Origin of the sequence: Spiroplasma endosymbiont of Polydrusus formosus (assembly GCF_964263245.1) — a bacterium.
In the GTDB taxonomy this organism is placed as follows: Bacteria; Bacillota_I; Bacilli_A; order Mycoplasmatales; family Mycoplasmataceae; genus Spiroplasma.
Genome location: NZ_OZ181656.1, coordinates 981,013 through 1,001,799, shown reverse-complemented (window position 1 = coordinate 1,001,799; position 20,787 = coordinate 981,013). Strand labels below are relative to the sequence as shown.

The window sequence follows — 20,787 nt, the reverse complement described above, 5'->3', positions numbered from 1 at the left end:
ACTATTTTGCATATTTTTAATGTGTCAAAATTTATTTTTACTATATATTTAATATATTTATTTAAAAGACAGAGAGGTAAATAGATAAAAAAGAAAAATATTAATATTTTTCTCACCCTATCAATCATAAATAATTAGTTAATAACAAAATTAATATATTTGTTAATAAATATATTAAAGTAAAAGTAATGCCTAATTGTAAAGTTAAGTGCAACTAAATTATCTTTCACCAATCGAATATTTGGTTAGAAAAATAATTTAGTTGCACTTAACTTTACAATTAGGCTAATATTAAAAATAATCAAACTATTTAATATTAAATAACAAAAGGAAGAAATAAGAAATATGAAATTAATAAATATAAAATAATTAATAACTAAAAATGATATTGAAGATGAAAAAATAAACATAAGGAATTCACTTAATGATTATTTAAATTATTTGAAAGATTTTATATCAAAAATAACTTATAAAAATAATATTGATTATTTTAATTCTTTACAAAATAAAATTATTAATTACATAATTAAAAATAAAAACAATGCAGATAATGGTGGCGAATTAAAGTCTATTTTAAAAATGTAAGAAAAAAAATACTTAAATTCACTTTCTTAATCAAAAACTATTTTAAATTAAGTAAGAAGAATTTTTATTTTTATTTGCCTAATTGTAAAGTTAAGTGCAACTAAATTATCTTTCACCAATCGAATATTTGGTTAGAAAAATAATTTAGTTGCACTTAACTTTACAATTAGGCAAATAAAAAAAAAAAAAAAGAAAATAATTTATGAAAGTTTTTTTTGTAAAAGATGGAACAAATTCGGATTGTATAGATACAGGTATTACCGAGACAAGTGAATAATCATTTGATGATTTAAAGTGGTCATCAAATAAGCAATTTTTATTTTATTTTCCAAACAATGAAAATATTTTAAATAAAATAGCAAAATATAATATTTTTAATTTAAATAAGTTTTTATAATTAGAAAAATTTACAATAGAACCGCAACCAGAATTAAAAAATTTAGCTGATGTTAAAAAATATATTGAAAATATTAAAAATAAAAAAATATTAAAAATATAATTTTACCCATTATAAATAAAACTGCTAAATTAGATAAAAAATTAATATCTTTGATTCTTCTAAACAAGAATTACAACAAAGCAAATATTCGCACGTCATAGAATTTGATATTAATAAAAATACAAATATTTTAGATTTAAACAAAATAAAATTAGGCGATAAATTTATTTTATATTTTAATAGCAAATAATATGAAACAATATTATTTGCAATTCAATATGAAAATAACAAAAATACCATTCATTTAGTATTCGGAAAAGCGTGACTTAATTTTGATGATATGTTAAAAACAAAAATATTTAATTTTAATAGACAATTTTAATTATTGACAGTATCATCACATTATAAAAAAGAGGTAAAAATATGTTTTTAGATAAAAAATGAAAATTAAAATACGAAAACTTTAATAAAAATTGTTTTTCATCACACAATAAACAAGAGTATTTTTATAATAATATTTCCCAAATAATAAAAAAGAAGAATTTTAATCTTAAAAGATTTAAAATTTTAATTTATTGATTATTAATAATTAAATTTGTTTTTAAAAAATATGTGATTTTTTTAAATTTTTTATTTTCATCGTCTAAATTTTCACAATTTAAATCAATAACATTTAATTTATCACTATTTAAATTATAAAAACTGAATTTTATAATTTTTTCATTATAAATAACAATATTATTTAATTTTTATAAATTAGTATTAAATATTTCTTTTTAATTTATTATTACCAGAATATTATTTTTCTTATTAATTTAATTTAATTTAATTTTATTCTTATACTTAATAATATCATATTTATTTTTATAAATGATTTTAATCGTTTTTTTATTTGACATTATATTTTAATGACGGTATGATAACACACGAATAATGAGGTGAATAAAATTGGCAGTCGTATGGGAAAAACATTTAATAACCATAATATCGAAGCAGTAGGTGACACAAACATACAAAATTATTTTTTATCAAATAACAGCGAAGACATAGTTGGAATTATTAAAAATAATGACAAAGTATTTTATACTAAAAATAATAACAAAATAACTTTTAATCAAAACTATATTTTAATTTATGGCAGATTATTATAAATTGAAGAAAATACAGAAATAGAATTAATTAAACCCAGCAATCAAAATAAAACTTATTACGGATATGTAATAATAAAAGTTAATTTAGAACAATCTAATCCAGTTAATTTATAAATTAAATACAATAACGGGTTAACTCCAAATTTACAAAATGACAATCTAATTAATAAAGAAAATAGCATTTATGAAATATCATTAGTTAGTTATCAAGCAACATCAAATAATATTACAAATATTAAAGAAATAATAATACCCTATAACACTTTTAAAATCACGGTCCAAATTGTAATTCAAAACCAAATAAATCATTAATTAAATCGTGCAGTGCTTCTAAATTAAAATATAAACACATAATAGCTATAATTGTTAAAATTAAAAATACTAACATCACAATCAAAACTATTGCTCAAACAGGTAATTTTCGTTTGCTTGTTTCTTCTTCATATTTTAATGGTGTTTTAATAGAATCCATTTTGTTCAAAACATTACTATTGTTATTAAAAACATCCGGTGGGGTAAAATCAGAAGCAGAACTAAAACTTGGCGTAGCATTAAAATCTGGTGTTAAATCAAAATTTGAAGTTCCTTGTCCAAAATTTGAATTTAATCCAAAAGTATTTCCACCACCAAAATTATCATCAAAATCACAATTAAGTGGTTGTGGTTGTTGTTGTTGTATTAAACCAGGATTCATAGAGGTAAAACAACGACCATTATCTTGCGTTTGGTGTTTTTCATATTCTTGACCAGGAGAATGTTGTTGCATTTCTTGTTGTCATACTTCTGATCCAACCATTAGTGGATAAGTTAACACCCCCAGGATATTGTGACATTTGCGGATAACCTATCATAATTGGGAATTGGGGCATCATTGGATATGGAAACATTTGTGGATAACCCATCATCATCATTGTATTGCCAACCATTGGCATCACAAATGGTTGATAAATAATCGGTTGATAAACCGGTTTATTATGTTGCGGTTTCATTGCTGTGCTATTAATTCCTAATTTTTGTGAAATATAAGAAGAATTAAACGGCGGATTAGCTTCGTTTTGAAAATCATTTGGATTATCAGGAACTTTAATTGGGTCAGTTAATGGAGTTACCGTTGTATTTTGGTTTGCAAAATTATTATTCCCGAATTCATTTGGCAATCCAAATGAATTAAAATTATTTTCGTTCTCCACATTAAAGTTTGGTTCATTATTGTTCATATTACACCTCCATCTAACTCAATATGCAATCTGTTCAATTTATTTATAAATGAATTATATCATATATTTGGTTAAAATTAAAGTAAAATATTGTCATAATTCTTGTAAAAATATATAACTAATTCTTATTTTTTAACTTGAAAATACACTTAGTCATTTTCGTTAATTTCATTAAAAAGACGCCCTGTACGATGAACCCCAAAAACAATTATTGTTAGGTTATTTTTTTTTATTTTTATATTAAAAAACATAAATTTATTTGAATTATTGATCGGATAATACCTTTATTTGAAGGGATTTATAAAAATAAACTTTATTTTATGTAGAAAAAACAAAACTTAATCTATTTTTATGATAAAAGTTCTAAAATTAAAGATACCATCCATCAATAATTCAACTTTTAAACTTAATATTTTAATGCTTAAAGATTGATAACTCATCTATGACACGAAGAATTAAAGAAAGTGTGAAATAGATGGATTTATTCTCCTATTTATTTCTTTAATTTTCGGCAAGATTAATCACTTGCGAAATATTATAGCATGTGTTTTTGGGCTTGTTTTCATAAAAAGAGTGTTGTTAAACCAAAAAAACAATATCGGACACTAAAAAACAAGATGGTTGGAGCTTTCAAAAGGTTATTTTCTTTATATAAAAGTTGTCTAGGGATGGATGAAGCGTAATTAATAACTAGGTAAACTATTTTTTTGTTTATTTATTCCTCCGTATGGGGAGTAAACTCTGTCTAAATAGCCGCCCTCCCCCTACCAGCCGCCCGATCACTACCAGAGTGAATAGGACGGCGAAGTGAATAAATACTAAAATAAAATACATTATTTACTAAATATCAAAATATTAAACAACAAAGGAATTTTCTGTTTATTAAAAAAATAAAAATAAAGAAGGAAAATATTATGGAAGAATATAAAAATAAATATATTAATAAAAATTGAAATGAAATAACAAAATTATTTAATTTAGTTAATTATGCCTAATTGTAAAGTTAAGTGCAACTAAATTATCTTTCACCAATCGAATATTTGGTTAGAAAAATAATTTAGTTGCACTTAACTTTACAATTAGGCTAATAAAAAAACAAGATTAATAATAATTCTGTAACAGAAGGGATATTGTGATAATTAAATGTTATTAACTATATTTTTTTATTAAAACAGATAGTTATGATTATCTCTGTCTATGTAATATTATATATGTTTTTTGTTTTTTGAGATATACAATACAGTTTTACTTCATAATGATACCCGCCCATTAAAATAATGTCAAATAAATAATTAAACAATATACCGTTATTAAACATTTTAAATTCCATATGAGGGGTTAATTTATATTAATTAAATATAATTAATATATATAATATCAATAGATCTTGATTAATAAATAAATAAAAAGTTTCAATATAAGAAAGGATAATATAAAAATTAAAAGACTTTTAAGTTTATTAAGTGTATTAACAATTAGTTTAAATGTAATATATGCCATGGTACGGTTTTTCGCGCAATTACTGCTGCTTTAAAAGTTATTACTTATACAACAAATGTATTGGTGGTGAAATATAGGACAACAAAATAATTTTATGACCAGTATTCTTTTTTTTTAAATTAGAAGCAACAAATTAATTAAAAGTAGATAAATTAATTAATAAATTTAAAATTACTAATATTGATGATAAACCATTACCGTATAACTTTGGCTGACACCCCGCTTTTATTTGTAATGGGCATGACGGTAAAATTATTTTTGATCAACCACAAAAAATTACTCATTTGCCAGTGGGTGCATTTAAAGATCGTACCTAAGAATATAAACAAAAGCGGAGTTTTTAATTAAACAATATGATTTTATAACCGTACAAGACGTCTGTGTTATAAATTAATAATTGTTTCCTGCGGATCAAGTCGTAAATTTTGTACTAAACAATGGTTAACTTACATTAACTTTACATTTAAAAATATTTTTTTTGAACAGATAATAAAATTCATTATCATATTAATAAGGATAACTTATTGCAATTTACTGATATTGAATTATTAACAATTAGTAATAAAAATAATAGTTAGAAAAGCTAACTATTATTTTTAATTAATTAATTAATTTTTTGTTTTTAAAATAAAGATATAATGTACTTAAAAGAAAGAAAAGGTGACGCTAACAATGTTCAAATACGCGATTATTGCCAATGATTATCAAGAATCAACACAGTTGGTTACTAAAATTAAAAAACTTTTACAAGAGGAATATTTCAAAGAAAACCTTGTTAATCCTCAATATGTTTTTATTATTGGAGGGGATGGAACCTTATTACGAGCAGTTAATGAATTTCAAGAGATTATTAACAAAGTTTCTTTTATTGTTATTAAGTCGGGTTCGTTAGGTTTTTATGCCAATTATGATGAAAATACTTATCCGAAATCAATTGCTGACATTTTTAATCAGAAGATTAATCTGCGTGAAATGCCCCTATTAGAAATTAAATATAATCATAATTTAATTCGGTATGCTTTAAATGAGGTGAAAGTTGTTGATCATGTTAAAACAATTCGAACTGATATTTATGTTAATGATGAATTATTAGAACATTTCCGGGGAAGTGGTCTTGTTTTTGCAACTAAAACGGGGTCAACGGGTTATATGCGAGCAATTAATGGTTCAATTATTGCAACTAATACTTCAACTTTGTGACAATTAAAAGAAATTGCTCCCGTTGCAAATTCAACTTTTTCAACAATTAATGCTTCTGTGATTTTAGACCAAGAACAAGTAGTGCGGTTAACAAAAGGGTTGGTGGGAAAGAGTTTGGTTATTGATACTTATGAATCAGAAATTTTAAATTATGATGTGGAATTAAAAATTAGTCAGAAAACATTAAATTTATTTTATGATAGTGAAAATGATTTAAGTATGATTGCCAAGATGAAGTTATTATTTGTTCATTGTAATAACAACAGAAGGGAAGACTAAGAATGCGTGGTTGAATATGTTATTATAATTGTTGTTATTCATTTCAATGATGATTTTTCGGAAAAAGATTTTTAATTTACAAAATTTTTTTATGTCAAAGCAAAAGATTGTTTTTTCAATTAATGATTTGATTACTATTTTATTTTATGAACAAAAACTAATATTATAATGATAAAAAAATTATAACATGGTTGCAATTAACAGTTAAATATTTAGAGAAAGTTGATTTTACTTTTATTAAAGAGTAAATTTAAATGCCTAATTGTAAAGTTAAGTGCAACTAAATTATTTTTCTAACCAAATATTCGATTGGTGAAAGATAATTTAGTATTTTTCTTGGTCTATGGTTTAAAGACAATATAAATTTATGAACTGCATTTTTCGTGGTATTTGAAAAATTAAATTTTTTAGGAAATTTTTCTCTAATTAACCCATTAGTATTTTCATTAGTACCTCTTTGTCAGGGTGAATATGCATTAGCAAAATAAATTTTCACATTTAAATTTTTTTCAAGTTGTTGTCAATTAGCAAATTCTTTACCTCTATCAAATGTTATAGTTTTAACAAGATTATTTGGAAGAATTGATAAATAATGGCTAATGTTTTCGTTAATAACTTTAGTAGTTCTATTTTCAACTAACATTGCTAAAGTAAATCTTGATGTTCTTTCAACTAAAGTTATTAAACATGATTTACTTTTACCTCGCGATGATACTATAGTATTACCCTCTCAATGGCCAACAGTTATGCGATTATTAACATTAACATTTCGTTCTTTAATTGATTTACCATTAAATTTACCGCGATTTTCTTGAGATTTTCGTTTCTTACCTTTTCTTCTTAAATTTTTATTAGTAACCTTTTCAAGTAATCCAGAATAAATTCAATTGTAAATTGTTTTAAAACTAATAATTCATTCTTTATGAAAATTTTTAATTCTTCCATAAATTTGTTCAGGCGATCAACCTAATAATAATTTTTGTTGTACATATTTTACTAATTCTCTATTTTTAAACTTATGAAAATAAACATGTGATTGTTTTCTATTTTCTGCTTTATTTTGTGCAATTAATGAAAAATAATGATTATTATCTTTATTTCTATTAACTTCTCGAATAATAGTACTAATACTTCGATTAAGATTTTTAGCTATTTCACTAATTTTTAATTTAAATTTCAATTGATTCTCAATATAAATTCTTTCATCTATGCCAAGATGTTTATATCCCATATAAAAAACTCCTTGCTTTAATTTTTCTAAAATAAACTTAGCATCATGAAATTTTTATATGAAATTTTTTGCAATTTTATTTACTTGCACTTACAAGTATAATTTAGCACATTAAATAAAAATAATATAAACGCCATTATTGGTGATTATGCTTATATAATCAATAATTTTAATCAAAAAATATATTTAGGAACAATAACAAATATCGAAAATATTGAAAAAAATAAATCTTATATAGTTAGTTATAAGTTGATAATTGGAATATTTTTATTTTAAAATATTAATTAACAATTTTATAAATGAAATTGCTTGAAATTATTTATATGGAAATTTTTATTTTTATCTTTTAAAGATAGTTATTTAAAAGAATTTTATGATAATAACTTAATATCAACTAATAAATCAGACAATAGTAAATATACATTTATACAAAATAATCAATCAGAAATAAGTTTATTTGATCTTTATAAAATTATTTTTAACCAAACAAGAAATTATTTAACTTTTGAATTAGATATCAAAAATAAAAAAATTAATATAACTTTTAATTCATCAAACAATGAAAAATATTATTTAAAAGATAACATTAATGATATTTATAATTTAAAAATAGATGATTTTTACAAACAAGCAATTAATAAATTAGATATTTATGATGAAAATAATAACTTTAAAGAAAGCTGATATTTACTTAAAAATAATGAAATTGTTAATAATAAAACATTAGAAAATTTAAATAAAATTTTAAATATCTTAAATATTAAAATTTCTGTATAAACATTAGAAATTACATTTTAATTTAAAAAGATAACATTAGATTTAATGAAAAATTTTCCTATTTTTACGAAATTACATTGAGATGATGGTTTTAAAATAAAAAAAAGAAAATAATTTATGAAAGTTTTTTTGTAAAATATGGAACAAATTCGGATTGTATAGATACAGGTATTACCGAGACAAGTGAAGAATCATTTGATGATTTAAAGTGGTCATTAAATAAGCAATTTTTATTTTATTTTCCAAACAATGAAAATACTTGAAATGAAATATCAAAATATAATATTTTTAATTTAAATAAGTTTTTATAATTAGAAAAATTTACAATAGAATCGCAACCAGAATTAAAAAATTTATCTGATGTTAAAAAATATATTGAAAATATTAAAAATAAAAAAATATTAAAAATATAATTTTACCTATTATAAATAAAACTGCTAAATTAGATAAAAAATTAATATCTTTGATTATTCTAAACAAGAATTACAACAAAGCAAATATTCGCATGCCATATAATTTGATATTAATAAAAATACAAATATTTTAGATTTAAACAAAATAAAATTAGGCGATAAATTTATTTTATATTTTAATAGCAAAGAATATGAAATAATATTATTTGCAATTCAATATGAAAATGAAAAATACCATTAATTTAGTTTAGTATTCTGAAAAGCGCGACTTAATTTTGATGATATGTCAAAAACAAAAAATATTTAATTTTAATAGACAATTTTAATTATTGACAGTATCATCACATTATAAAAATGGATGTAAAAATATGTTTTTAGATAAAAAATTAAAATTATAATACGAAAAATTTAATAAAAATTGTTTTTAATCACATAATAAATAAGAATGCTTTTTAGCATACTATTACCCAAATAATGAAAATGAAAGAAATCTTTATTGTCATGGTGGTGAACAATGAAAACTATATAATACAAAAAAATTTAAAATAATTATTGATACATGATATTTAAATGAAGTAATTAAATTTTTACAATATTGTCAAGAAAAGATAAAAAATAATAAATTAAAAATAATCCTAATTAGGAAATTAAAGAATAAAATTATAAATATAAAATAATAATAATTTATTTAAAAAGGAAATAACAAAAATGAAATAAAAAGAAAATATTTTTAAAAAAAGATTTTATCAATGCATTTTATAAATAATAAATAATCAGAAAATATTGATTTTATTTTAGAAAATTTTTTAATTTATATTAAAAACATAATTTTAGAAAAAATAAAAGAAAATTTAAAAACTAATTTTATCAAAAATAAAGAGATGTCCAATTAACTGAGTCTAAAGTTAATAAACTTAAATAATTGGATTTCAAATTTTACTTCTAAAAAATAATCAGAAAGTTTATCAAAGTTTATCAAAATATTTTATTTTTTATAATTTTTTTGGTTCTTTCTTCTAAGAAAGAACCAAAAAAATTATTCATAATTATGTGTCTGGATAGAACATTAAATAATAATAAAAATTCTTATAACTATTAATTATTAAAATTATTAATTTTTTCTTTTATTATAATTTATAATTGTTCTATTTCTTTATTTACTAGTTCATTAATTTTTTCTAACTTTTTTATTTTTTCATAATCTTTATTTAATTTTGTATAATCATATTTATTTTCACAATTATTTAATTTTCCTAATCTTAAAATAGTATTTTTTATTGAATAATTTATAATTTTTTTACACTCCTCAATTTCTTTATAATTCCAAAAATTTTGATCTAATTAATTAGAATGTTTGTTTATAATTTTTTATTTTTCTTGTTCAAATTATAAATTAATTTGGATATTTTACAATAAGTTTAATCATATTTATGTGGACTTTCAAATAAAATATAATTATGAAGAAAGTAAGAATATAAAAATAGGAAGAAATTAATATACCGATGAATTTAAAAAACAAATTGTTTTACTTTATCAAAATGGCAAAACAATTCTTGAAATTTTTAAATAATATAAGGTGTCAAAATCAACTATATATCAGTTAATTGAAAAATTTCATAATTCTGGATTTTTTAAAGCAAAAGATAATCGCACTGTTGAAAAAATGAACTTTGATTGCCTTGCGAAAATAATTAATCTAATTACAAATGAAAAACAACCTTTTAAAGCAAGCGGTACTAATAATTGGCAAAAAATAGAAATTATTAACAATAATAAAGAAAAATATTCCATGCGAAAAATTGGTCAAATAGGATCAAAATTAAAGATAGCAAAATCAACATATTACTATCAAATTAATAAATGTGGCTATTGTTGATGTTAATAATTATTAACAAAAAGTTATCAGCGCATTTAATGCCAATCGTAAAATTTATGGGTCTTATAAAATTAAAGCTTTTTAAATTAGAAAGATATTATCTTATCGCGAAGAAAAATTCACCAAATTATGATTAAAAATTAGTTAGTATCTAAATGCACCAAATTAAAATATCGTAATCATAAGTTGGTGGTTAATAACGACGAAATTAGCAACGTTTTAAACTGTTAATTTAATAATTAATAATAACACACAACCCAATGAAGTTGTTGTTAGTGATTGAACATATGTTCAAGGTGGTGCTAAATGACATTTGACATTATTTTTTGTTTGTTGATTGACTTGTTTAATTGTGAAATAATTGGCTATAGTTCTCGAACAAATAAAACAATACAACTAGTGCAAGAAACCTTTTATTTAATTATAAGACCATTAAAACAAATTACGTTATTTCATACTGACTGGGGCAATGAATTTAAAAATAAAATCATTGATAATACCTTAAATATTTTTAACATCAAACGATCATTAAGCAATAAAGGCTATCTTTATGATAATGTTGGGGCTGAAACAATTTACAAAAGTTTTAAAAAATAATTTGTCAAGAGGCAAAAATTTATAAATTTAACCCAATTAAAATACAAATTATTTAACTTTGTGCATTGATATAACAATATTCGAATTCACGGTAGTTTAAATTATTTAACACATGTTGAATTTAGAAAAAAACAACAGTCCACATAAAAAATGTCCTAAAAGGGGTTGTTAATCCAATTAGTGTTATTAAAATTAAAATATGAATAATTTAACTAAACTTTACATTCTTTAAATATTCAATATTCGTTTTCTTTTTGTGTATTAGATATTAATTCAAAATAATAAGGAAAAAATAATTTAATATCATTATTATAACCTTTATTGATTGCATATTTACTATATGTGTAATTTGAAAGAATATATATAATTTGTTTAAATTTTTTGGCAAATTTATCCTTAATAATGGTTTAATTATCCAATTTTCATTTTTAAAATAAACCATCAATTGCATTTTATGGTTTTTGTCCTTCATTTTTTTCTTAATTTAGCATTGTCATTTATATGATTATTTCTTTCATCATATTTGACATCTTCAAATTTTCTATCATAATTATAAGCGAAAGATTAAAAAATATAATAAAATTTATTATAAACCATTTTTAGGTAATAAATATATAACATCTTTTTTTGAATATATTTTTGTGCTATATTTCGCGGCAAAAAACTTTCGGTAAATAAATACTAAAATATTCGCACATTATGGTTTGTTTCAATTGGTATTGATAATAAAGACATTAAACTAACCTTTTAAACTATTGACGATGGATAAGAATAAACACTATTAATATTACCTCAGTATTTAATATTATCAAATAACATTGATTTAGAGTATTTAATTTCAATACCAGTAAAGACTGTATCTTCAGGTAATGAATTTTGTAAAATTAAATGAATACTATTTTTATTTTTTAATTTAAAGTCAGTTATTTTAATTAAGTGAGTATATTTAATAATATCAACACCATCAGGTGAATAAGGTTGCTTATATTATTCAATGATATAACATTCATTTTTGTTATCTTCATTAATTGATTCATTAATAGATACTATTTTTAGTTATAATTTTTATAAAAATTATTTGTTTTGTTTTGAAATATCATTAATTAAAATATCTTTTTTCAATCATCACATAACTAATGCTATTATCTTGAACTGTAGTATTTTGTTGAATTTGTAATTTAAAATTAAAATCACTAATTTCATAACTAGTTATTTTAATATATTCATCTTTATCAATAAAACCGATTTTAACACTATTTTGAGAGTAGTTTAAGGTTTGTTTTTGCTTTGTCTTAACAAAAGGATTATTAATTTTATAAATATACAAGGTTCTAGCACGGTTTTCAATAAATAATTGTTCTAAATCATGGTTATACTTGCTATATTTTGATTGATTAGCAAAATCCAACGGGATACTACTTGTCCCAATCCTGTGTGTGGCCCCAGCATTAATCATATCTAATAATACATCCGCTTTTGTACGGACACCACCGCCATATCGGCCTTTACTTTCGTTCGTTCGCCAACTGTTGCTTTCATTAATTTATCATTCGCTACAGTTGCTCCAGCCTTACTAAACCCATTTGAAGTTTTCACAAAATCAAGCCTCGCCGTTTCCATAAACTGACAAGCTTTAATAATTTCTGCTTCGAGAATAATAAACATGTTATAAAATTACTTTTATAACATGTTGCTCGATGCTTTTATAATTATTCATATCAGCCATTACTAAATCATAATTATTTGATTTAAATTGAATAATATTATTTATTACTATGTCTATTTCTATGGCTCCATCAGGCTAATGCGGTGGTAATTTATGTTAACTTTTGTTAGCGTTGTATTTTTTTTATACTAATAATGTAGTAGTGTAATCCCTACAAAAATACAAATATTAATAGAACTATCTTGTAATAAGCTGTGGCTAATTGAACATATGTTGGATTAATACAAACTGATACAAAATCATATTATTTTTCCTCTACAAATAACTGTTTAATTTCTGATTCTGTGACATCTGGTTTTAATAACGTATAATCAATATATTTATTTAATTTTATTTAATAATTCTTTTTGTTGTTATTCGTGGATTTGAACTGCTTCTAAAACACGAATTGTGACAATTAAATTAATCTAAATCTAAATAAAATAATCGCTTCATTTCCGAGTAGTTCTCTGTATTTACTATATTAATAAAATACCGTAATTAACATTACGTTTTATTATTATGTTATGCTCTGATCGGCACAATTGTTGTTTTATTTGTAGTACGGTGATATATTGTAATTGTTTCTAATTTCATTAAATTAGTATCATTAATTATTGCATCATAACTTAAAATTTCATTAGCACTAATCCTTGATTCCTCTTTTAAACAAACAATACTTGTTAAAATATTATTATTGTATTGTAAAATAACTACATTATTAATATCAACGCCATTTTTTAACTTATTACTCATCGCTTTGACATCTTTGACCAGCCAAAATAAAGCAACTGCTAATTCAACTGGATAAATAAACACATCACACAAATAATCTTTCCATAAGTTCTTATTAAAAACTGAATTATATTTATCTAACAAAACTTCTTTTATTCGAATTGAATATTGATTACAATAAAAAAAGCTAAAAACGGTTTAATTTTTGTTAACATTTGTTTGTAAAACTTGTTACGCTGGTAATCATGCCGGTTTAAAAACTTCCATCAAAAATCATTATTAATTTCTGCGATTTTTTTAATTAAATTAATTTACAAGTATGAAAGGTGGCTTGTTTTTTAACTAAAACATGTTTTTGTTGCTGTAAAAAATATTTTGCTTGTTAACAATGTAACCCGTTTGGTAAAGCAATATAAATAATATTAATATAAAATCTAACATATCTTCAAAATTATCAACAATATTAACTGTTAAATTATTTTTTAAAGCAACAAATTTAGCTTTTTCTAAACTATGTGAATAAAATGAACTAATTTGAACTCCCTGTATATCACAACAAGCTGTAATAAATTCACTAACAATATTGTCTGTTCCAATGATTCCAACCTTTAACATAAAAACACATCATTATGTACCTTTCATTTTTGTTAAATATTTGTAAATTATTTATTTCATATCAATCTTAAAAGAAATATTACTTGTTTGAAAAGATTACTATCTCTAGTTAGAACCAAACTTTATATTATTTTGTTTCTGCATTATATTTTCTTTTTAATTTAAGACCGGCTAAATCAGTTTGTTTAAATGCAGCCCCTTAAAACAAGCAATTGATGCGGCATCTAATTCATAATCCTTTTTAACTTTTAATGTTTGCGATGATAATGATAATAATTATTTTAAAGTTGGGCGAAAATCAACATAAGTTGCTGTTGGTTTTGCCTTTAAATCCCTTAATATTACTGGTACTTTCGTTGATTTTGTATCATCTTTTGTAATCATTTTCATATATACTTGTTTAAAAATCATGTTTCTTGTTGGTAATTGAAGTGTAACATCAACTTAATTTCAAGGTAAAAATAATGATGATAAATTTTTAATTACCTTTGTAATTCCGGATTATAAACTAATTTCATCATTGACAATAACATTATCTTTTCTTAACTTAAATTTACTTCCAATTTTATCAAAAGCAAATAAATTTAAATCTAATTTATTGCTAATAATATTGCTTCCACCACTATTTTATGGGGGTATACAAATCACGATACTTGGCACAATATTCGGGGCTATTAGTGTAAATGCTCTCAATAAACTTAATATTTTTTTTAATTTTTCAATCCTTCGTTATTACTTATCTTTTTTATTAATTATAAACTAATTAGGATTTTTATCATCATCAAAGAAAGGATTTTCGCTTTTTTTTACTTGGAATTCATTTCCCTCTTCCAGACCATTTTTTACTGCCGATTCTTCTTTTTCTCATTGTTCTGAATTTTGTCAATTTTTCTTAACAATAAAAATCCGTTCTTCAACACGAACAATTGACTCTAATACTGAGCAAGCAATTGTTCCAATAAAGACTGTTGGTAATCAGACATATCAGAAAATAAAAATTTGCGATGGATTTAAAACTTTTATATTATCTAAAATTAAAAAAAATAAACTAATGGCAAAAATTAAGTATTGACCAATATAAAAAAATTGCATAAAAATAATATGTTTTCGCAATAATTGAAATGGGGTCTTTTTTAACTCATGAATACGAACTAAATGATAAATAATAAAAATAATAATGGCAAACCCGATTAAAATATAACCAATTTTATAACCCGTCACTACTGGAATATCTCATTTTTGTAAGCCTAAAATTAGAAAAATTAATACTAGTGTGGTATATAAAATTATATTTGCAACACTAACTAGCGCTTTAATTGATACTACTTTTGTCATCTTTGACCCCCTTATAATTCCTTTTCATACATAATCATCGCCAAAAGAGCAACTGGTGCTGTTTCTGCTCGTAGAATCCGTTCTCCTAATGAAACAGGATGATAACAATATGAAGATAAAATAGCAATTTCCGCCTGGGTAAGGCCTCCTTCTGGTCCAATTACAATTGTAATTGTTTTAAAATCTTGTTGTAAAAATTCTTTTGCCGAAACTGTTTCGGCAATTTTTTCATAACAAACAAGATTAATATCACTTTGATATTTTTGCAAAACTTTTAAGTCACTTTCAACATCATGAACCAGCGGCACTTTATTCCGATAAGATTGCTCTGTCGCTTCTTTACAAATTTTTGTCCAACGTTCTATCTTCTTAAGATTATTTTCACCTTTTAATTGTACCACACAACGGCTAAACTGAAAAGGGATGATATCATTAACCCCTAATTCTGTTGCTTTTTGTAACAAATAATCTCATTTTTTATTTCGAATTAATCCAGCAATTAAACGAACTTTAATTGGGCTTTCATGATTGTTATTTAATTTTGTAATTAATTTAAATAAATACTTTTGGGGCGTTTTCACTTCTAAGATTGTTAAGTAATGTTCGCCATTATAAATACAAATAATTTGTTCCTGATCACTTAAACGCAAAACTTGTTTAATTTGTTTAACATCATATTCAACTAAACTAAAATAATTATCCTCTAAATTATTGGCTACAAAACAATGCATTATTGTTTATCCCCCAATATTTCATTCATTATTTCATCTAATCTCTGATATAATTCTACCAATGATTTGTTAGTTATTATTTTATAATCTATTTTAATTTGTTCAAAAAAAGTTGCTTGAATTTTTAACAATTGTTTTGTTTGTGCCGCTGTTTGCTTATCACGAACATTAATCCGATCAATAATTATTTCTTCGCTAGTTGTAATAAATATTTTTGATTTAAAAACAAGGTCTAATGTGTTCAACCCAATTGATTCAACTAAAAAATTTTGGTCTGGATTATTATTAATAATTGTTGTAATTTGTTGATTAATCTTTGGCCACAAATAATTATTTAATTTATTATTAACAATTGTATCAGTAAAAATAATTGTTCGTAACAAGTCACGGTCAAGAACCCCATTATGAACTATCCCATGAAAAGTTTCTTCTAAAAAAATTAAAACTGCTGGTTCTTTCACAATTTCTTTCACAATTTTATCCGCATTTAAATAAGTAAAATGATATTTATTTTGCAAATATTTACATGCGCTTGTTTTTCCAGCGCCAATATAACCACAAACACCAATAATCATTATATTTGGTTCCTTTCAAAATACCGATTGTTAAAAACTTAATTTAAATTTAATAAATTTTCTGCAACAATAACACCAAAAATAGCCTCAGCAATAGCCATTGTCTTCATTGTTGTATAATGAATCCTGTCATATTTAGTTTGATCTTCACGATGGTGATTTGCTGATAATTATAAATTAACAACAAGGATTTTTAATTTGCAAAATATTTTTGATAAACAATTGGTAACGATATTAATAGGTCGCTATCATGGTAAGTTAAGACTTTTGGCGGGCAAGCAACTAATACTTGATAATTAGCTTATTCCTTTGTTATTTTGATGTAAATCTTTTATTTTGTTAATTAATTCCACCAATGAATTAACAATTATTATTTCAATTGGATAATCTCGTAATTTCTTTTATTTTGGCATAAACATTATATCCAAAATAATCATTTGTTTCTAAAAACCATAAATAAATCTATTTTATGTCTTTTTTGATATAATTTTAATAAATTATCAATACTATTATTTTGTGAAAAATAAAAATTAAATAATGATTTAATAATTGTTCGCTCTGATTGAGCGTCAGTTTGAATTTTAATTTCAGTTGCTTGATAATGTTTAGTTAATAAGGATTCTAATTTGGCTGGTCAAGCATTTGTTTCCCCTATTTTGCCAGTTCCCATTGGTAAATAATCAAAAGTTAAATAGTCCTTAAAATTGTAATTTTTTTTTAATCCAAACTGTCCTCTCTTTTATATCATTATTTTATCTTATTTTATTATAATTAAGGTATGTTTTTCAAAACTTTTTGAAAAAAGAAAATGATTCATGATAAACCAAATAATTTCTGTAAAGCATGACTTAAAGTTTGATAAAATCGCAAGTATTGAGCTAAAGAATAAAATAAAAATAAAAAGCAATAATAAATTAACCAAAAATGAAAAAAATCATAATAAAACAATAACAATAATCTTTAATAATTCATTATCATTACTTTGTAATTGTTCCTTAAATTCATTTATTGAACGGAACTGAGTAAAAAAATAACCTAGTTATCATAATAATAAATATCAAAAATATAAAATTGGTGATAATAAAACAAATAAAATAACTTTTATAAAAATAAGGACCATTGATTGTTTCACTGCTTTTTCGCTTCTTTATTTTATAATTTTATAATAAATAATGCAATGTTAATCATATTTTAAATAAAGTCAATTAATTTTATTACATATAAAGTTTCTTTAAGGCGTGTGCCGTTGGATTTTTTGCCACAGCTAACAACATTTATGGTAAGTAATTAGTTGCTAAAATAATTCAAGTAAAAGCTTGAAAGAAAGCTTGTTTATCTGGCTTAGTATAAATTAAAGGACCAATAAAATACATAAATCCTAACACAAAAATATTATTTAAAATTGCCAACGTAAAAACAACAATAATATTATAAATTTTTAAATAATAACGCTGATATCACGTTAATCCAATAATCTCGTTAGCATAAATATTTGTTTCAATTTTAACTGAAACTTTTGTTAAGAAATAAGCTAAAACCCCAATACAAAGTTATATTAAAACAATTGGAACAACGAAAAATAACGGATTAAGAAAAATAAAACTAGTTATCCTTTGCGAAATAAGTGTTTTAATTAATGATGATAATCCCAAAATAAGGCCATAAATTAAACCTGCTCAAATTAAAAATTTAAATTAATTGTAATATATAAGACATACTAGATTAACAACCAATTTTAAGACACTTTTTATATGGACTGTTGTTTTCTAAATTCAACAAAGTATTAAATAATTTAAACTTACCGTTAATTCGAATATTGTTATATCAATGTACAAAGTTAAATAATTTGTATTTTAATTGGGTTAAATTTATAAATTTTTGTTACTTGACAAATTATTTTTTAAAACTTTTGTAAATTGTTTCAGCCCCAGCATTATCATAAAGACAGCCTTTATTGCTTAATGATTGTTTGGTGTTAAAAGTACTTAAGATATTATCAATGATTTTATTTTTAAATTCATTACTCCAGTCAGTATGAAATAACGTAATTTGTTTTAATGGTCTTTTGTGTAATTGAATAAAAGGTTTCTTTGCTCTAATTGTACTATTTTGTTTGTCTCGACACACTATAGCCAATTATTTCACGATTAAACAAATCAATTAACAAACAAAGATAATGTCATTTAGCACCACCTTGAACATATGTTCAATCACTAACAACAACTTCATTAGGTTGTTTGTTTATTATTAAATTTATTAAATTAACAGTTTAAAACGTTGCTAATTTCGTCGTTATTAACCACCAACTTATGATTACAATATTTTAATTTGGTGTATTTAGATAATAACTAATCTTTAATCATAATTTTGGTGAATTTTTCTTCGCGATAAGATAATATCTTTCTGATTTAAAAAGCTTTAATTTTACAAGATCCATAAATTTTGCGATTAGCTTAAATGCGCTGATAACTTTTTGTTCATAATTATTAATATCAACTATAGCCACATTTATTAATTTTTATAGTAATATGTTGATTTTACTATCTTTAATTTTAATCCTCTTTGACCAATTTTTCGCACAGAATATTTTTCTTTATTATTGTTAATAATTTCTATTTTTTGCCAATTATTAGTACCGCTTGCTTTAAAAGGTTGTTTTTCCATTCGTAATTAGATTAATTCTTTCCGCAAGGCAATCAAGTTCATTTTCTTCAACAGTGCGATTATTTTTCGCTTTAAAAAATCCAGAATTATGAAATTTTTTAATTCACTAATATATAGTTGATTTTGACACCTTATATTCCTTAAAAATTTCAACAATTGTTTTGCCATTTTGATAAAGTAAAACAATTTGTTTTTTAAATTCATATACCGATGAATTTCTTCCCTATTTTTATATTCCTACTTTCTTCATAATTATATTTTATTTGAAAATTCACATAAATATGATCCAACTTATTGGAACATATCCATACATCCCAATTAAAAATAAAATATGCATTAACGTTAAACTAGCTGGTCCAATAGTAATATAGCCTAAATAAGGAATTACGGCAAACAATAAAAAAATTGTAATAATAATAATATTAATTGTAATCATTATTGTCGTTACTTTTTCAATTTATTTTTTCAAATAGTTGACTATTTTTAGTCATACACTTTTTAAGTTATCTTTTTGTTGTTCATTTTCAATTTTTTATTTTATCCTGATCAATAATCGCAATATATGGTAAATTTCGCAATCGTTCTTGGTAATCTAATCCAAAACCAATTAAAAAATCCGGCGGAACATCAAATCCATATCAATCAGTAACTAAGTCTACTTTACGACCAGATTTTTTATCTAATAAAGTAACAACTTTAACACTTCGTGCTCCTTTGATATATAAGTAGTATTTTATCATTTTAATTGTTTTACCACTATCAATAATATCTTCGACTAATAAAATATCACGATTTGTTATTAACATTGGTAAATCAAATAAAATTTGTGGTGTTTCATTGCTTTTAACACCACCAAAATAAGATGAAACAATCATATATTCGGTTTCACATTCAACGCCAACTAATTGAGTAATAAGTTTCGCCATAAAAGGTATACATCCTTTTAATAGACCTAAACATAAAATCGTATTATATTGAGTTGGATGTTCATTAAGATAATAATGGCTAATTTTTTGACCTAATTCAAAACATTTTTGGTTAATTTCTTCAGTAGTAATTAAAACTTCTTTCACAAGGGGGTGTATTTTCATTTTTCTGCCTCACTTATTAATAATCCAATTTAAATAATGTAATTATAATAATATAATTTATTATAATTAAT

Annotated in this window: 25 protein-coding genes and 1 pseudogene; 8 read left to right on the top strand and 18 right to left on the bottom strand. The window is 22.6% G+C overall.

Annotation, left to right across the window (positions count from 1 at the left end; all coding sequences use genetic code 4):
- Nucleotides 1–441 precede the first annotated feature (441 nt).
- Together ACE38S_RS05245 and ACE38S_RS05240 are read left to right on the top strand one after the other, a co-directional pair.
- Nucleotides 442–585 carry a hypothetical protein gene (locus ACE38S_RS05245; protein ID WP_374696697.1) on the top strand — a complete coding sequence of 48 codons (144 nt, stop codon included), beginning with the start codon at nucleotides 442–444 and terminating at the stop codon, nucleotides 583–585.
- 1,377 nt (nucleotides 586–1,962) lie between these two features.
- The gene (locus ACE38S_RS05240) at nucleotides 1,963–2,175 is read left to right on the top strand and encodes a hypothetical protein (protein WP_374696696.1); all 213 of its coding nucleotides are present in this window, start codon (nucleotides 1,963–1,965) and stop codon (nucleotides 2,173–2,175) included.
- A gap of 265 nt (nucleotides 2,176–2,440) precedes the next feature.
- Here ACE38S_RS05240 and ACE38S_RS05235 read toward each other — a convergent pair whose 3' ends face one another.
- Together ACE38S_RS05235 and ACE38S_RS05230 are read right to left on the bottom strand one after the other, a co-directional pair.
- Nucleotides 2,441–2,989: a hypothetical protein gene (locus ACE38S_RS05235; RefSeq protein WP_374696695.1), complete on the bottom strand. Its 549-nt coding sequence runs from the start codon at nucleotides 2,987–2,989 to the stop codon at nucleotides 2,441–2,443.
- Complete coding sequence (locus ACE38S_RS05230; protein WP_374696694.1) at nucleotides 2,889–3,392, bottom strand: hypothetical protein; 504 nt, start codon at nucleotides 3,390–3,392, stop codon at nucleotides 2,889–2,891. The genes ACE38S_RS05235 and ACE38S_RS05230 overlap by 101 nt, the downstream gene beginning before the upstream one ends.
- Nucleotides 3,393–5,564: 2,172 nt before the next feature.
- Between ACE38S_RS05230 and ACE38S_RS05225 the strand changes: the two genes are divergently transcribed.
- On the top strand, nucleotides 5,565–6,371 hold the full coding sequence (locus ACE38S_RS05225; RefSeq protein WP_374696693.1) for an NAD(+)/NADH kinase: 807 nt from the start codon (nucleotides 5,565–5,567) through the stop codon (nucleotides 6,369–6,371).
- 280 nt (nucleotides 6,372–6,651) lie between these two features.
- Here the strand turns inward: ACE38S_RS05225 and ACE38S_RS05220 are convergent, their stop codons facing one another.
- Complete coding sequence (locus ACE38S_RS05220) at nucleotides 6,652–7,602, bottom strand: IS30 family transposase (protein ID WP_374696692.1); 951 nt, start codon at nucleotides 7,600–7,602, stop codon at nucleotides 6,652–6,654.
- Nucleotides 7,603–7,911: 309 nt separating this feature from the next.
- On the opposite strand from ACE38S_RS05220, the gene ACE38S_RS05215 reads away from it, so the two are divergent.
- The 5 genes and pseudogenes from ACE38S_RS05215 to ACE38S_RS05195 all read left to right on the top strand — a co-directional run.
- Nucleotides 7,912–8,379 (top strand): hypothetical protein, encoded by a 468-nt coding sequence (locus ACE38S_RS05215; RefSeq protein WP_374696691.1) that lies wholly within the window; start codon nucleotides 7,912–7,914, stop codon nucleotides 8,377–8,379.
- 1,989 nt (nucleotides 8,380–10,368) lie between these two features.
- Nucleotides 10,369–10,674, top strand: coding sequence for a hypothetical protein (locus ACE38S_RS05210; protein ID WP_374696690.1), 306 nt, complete (start codon nucleotides 10,369–10,371; stop codon nucleotides 10,672–10,674).
- Nucleotides 10,668–10,805: a hypothetical protein gene (locus ACE38S_RS05205; RefSeq protein ID WP_374696689.1), complete on the top strand. Its 138-nt coding sequence runs from the start codon at nucleotides 10,668–10,670 to the stop codon at nucleotides 10,803–10,805. Before ACE38S_RS05210 ends, ACE38S_RS05205 begins: the two co-directional genes overlap by 7 nt.
- Nucleotides 10,806–10,974: 169 nt before the next feature.
- Nucleotides 10,975–11,265, top strand: coding sequence for a hypothetical protein (locus tag ACE38S_RS05200; protein WP_374696409.1), 291 nt, complete (start codon nucleotides 10,975–10,977; stop codon nucleotides 11,263–11,265).
- A 15-nt stretch (nucleotides 11,266–11,280) separates the two neighbouring features.
- Nucleotides 11,281–11,412 (top strand): annotated as a pseudogene (locus tag ACE38S_RS05195) (IS3 family transposase); the annotation flags it as partial.
- 952 nt (nucleotides 11,413–12,364) lie between these two features.
- Here ACE38S_RS05195 and ACE38S_RS05190 read toward each other — a convergent pair.
- From ACE38S_RS05190 to hpt, 15 genes are all read right to left on the bottom strand, one after another.
- The gene (locus ACE38S_RS05190; RefSeq protein ID WP_374696688.1) at nucleotides 12,365–12,721 is read right to left on the bottom strand and encodes a hypothetical protein; all 357 of its coding nucleotides are present in this window, start codon (nucleotides 12,719–12,721) and stop codon (nucleotides 12,365–12,367) included.
- Nucleotides 12,722–12,723: 2 nt separating this feature from the next.
- Nucleotides 12,724–12,885 carry a hypothetical protein gene (locus ACE38S_RS05185; protein ID WP_374696687.1) on the bottom strand — a complete coding sequence of 54 codons (162 nt, stop codon included), beginning with the start codon at nucleotides 12,883–12,885 and terminating at the stop codon, nucleotides 12,724–12,726.
- Nucleotides 12,886–13,495: 610 nt separating this feature from the next.
- Nucleotides 13,496–13,849, bottom strand: coding sequence for a hypothetical protein (locus ACE38S_RS05180; RefSeq protein ID WP_374696686.1), 354 nt, complete (start codon nucleotides 13,847–13,849; stop codon nucleotides 13,496–13,498).
- 198 nt (nucleotides 13,850–14,047) lie between these two features.
- Nucleotides 14,048–14,320 (bottom strand): hypothetical protein, encoded by a 273-nt coding sequence (locus ACE38S_RS05175; protein WP_374696685.1) that lies wholly within the window; start codon nucleotides 14,318–14,320, stop codon nucleotides 14,048–14,050.
- A 276-nt stretch (nucleotides 14,321–14,596) separates the two neighbouring features.
- Nucleotides 14,597–14,731: a hypothetical protein gene (locus ACE38S_RS05170; RefSeq protein WP_374696684.1), complete on the bottom strand. Its 135-nt coding sequence runs from the start codon at nucleotides 14,729–14,731 to the stop codon at nucleotides 14,597–14,599.
- 348 nt (nucleotides 14,732–15,079) lie between these two features.
- Nucleotides 15,080–15,655, bottom strand: a complete 576-nt coding sequence (locus ACE38S_RS05165; RefSeq protein WP_374696683.1) for a hypothetical protein — start codon at nucleotides 15,653–15,655, stop codon at nucleotides 15,080–15,082.
- A gap of 11 nt (nucleotides 15,656–15,666) precedes the next feature.
- Complete coding sequence (locus ACE38S_RS05160) at nucleotides 15,667–16,386, bottom strand: RsmE family RNA methyltransferase (RefSeq protein ID WP_374696682.1); 720 nt, start codon at nucleotides 16,384–16,386, stop codon at nucleotides 15,667–15,669.
- A complete protein-coding gene (gene coaE / locus ACE38S_RS05155) occupies nucleotides 16,386–16,961 on the bottom strand; it encodes a dephospho-CoA kinase (RefSeq protein ID WP_374696681.1) in 576 nt (191 codons plus the stop codon). The genes ACE38S_RS05160 and coaE overlap by 1 nt, the downstream gene beginning before the upstream one ends.
- 418 nt (nucleotides 16,962–17,379) lie before the next feature.
- Nucleotides 17,380–17,631 carry a hypothetical protein gene (locus ACE38S_RS05150; protein WP_374696680.1) on the bottom strand — a complete coding sequence of 84 codons (252 nt, stop codon included), beginning with the start codon at nucleotides 17,629–17,631 and terminating at the stop codon, nucleotides 17,380–17,382.
- 604 nt (nucleotides 17,632–18,235) lie between these two features.
- The gene (locus ACE38S_RS05145; protein WP_374696679.1) at nucleotides 18,236–18,370 is read right to left on the bottom strand and encodes a hypothetical protein; all 135 of its coding nucleotides are present in this window, start codon (nucleotides 18,368–18,370) and stop codon (nucleotides 18,236–18,238) included.
- A 484-nt stretch (nucleotides 18,371–18,854) separates the two neighbouring features.
- Entirely contained in the window at nucleotides 18,855–19,097 is a 243-nt protein-coding gene (locus ACE38S_RS05140) for a hypothetical protein (RefSeq protein WP_374696678.1), read from the bottom strand.
- Between the two features lie 187 nt (nucleotides 19,098–19,284).
- Nucleotides 19,285–19,467 carry a hypothetical protein gene (locus ACE38S_RS05135; protein WP_374696677.1) on the bottom strand — a complete coding sequence of 61 codons (183 nt, stop codon included), beginning with the start codon at nucleotides 19,465–19,467 and terminating at the stop codon, nucleotides 19,285–19,287.
- A 5-nt stretch (nucleotides 19,468–19,472) separates the two neighbouring features.
- Complete coding sequence (locus ACE38S_RS05130) at nucleotides 19,473–19,625, bottom strand: hypothetical protein (RefSeq protein ID WP_374696676.1); 153 nt, start codon at nucleotides 19,623–19,625, stop codon at nucleotides 19,473–19,475.
- Between the two features lie 106 nt (nucleotides 19,626–19,731).
- The gene (locus ACE38S_RS05125; RefSeq protein ID WP_374697152.1) at nucleotides 19,732–19,806 is read right to left on the bottom strand and encodes a helix-turn-helix domain-containing protein; all 75 of its coding nucleotides are present in this window, start codon (nucleotides 19,804–19,806) and stop codon (nucleotides 19,732–19,734) included.
- A 322-nt stretch (nucleotides 19,807–20,128) separates the two neighbouring features.
- Nucleotides 20,129–20,716 (bottom strand): hypoxanthine phosphoribosyltransferase, encoded by a 588-nt coding sequence (hpt, locus tag ACE38S_RS05120; protein WP_374696675.1) that lies wholly within the window; start codon nucleotides 20,714–20,716, stop codon nucleotides 20,129–20,131.
- Nucleotides 20,717–20,787: the final 71 nt, after the last annotated feature.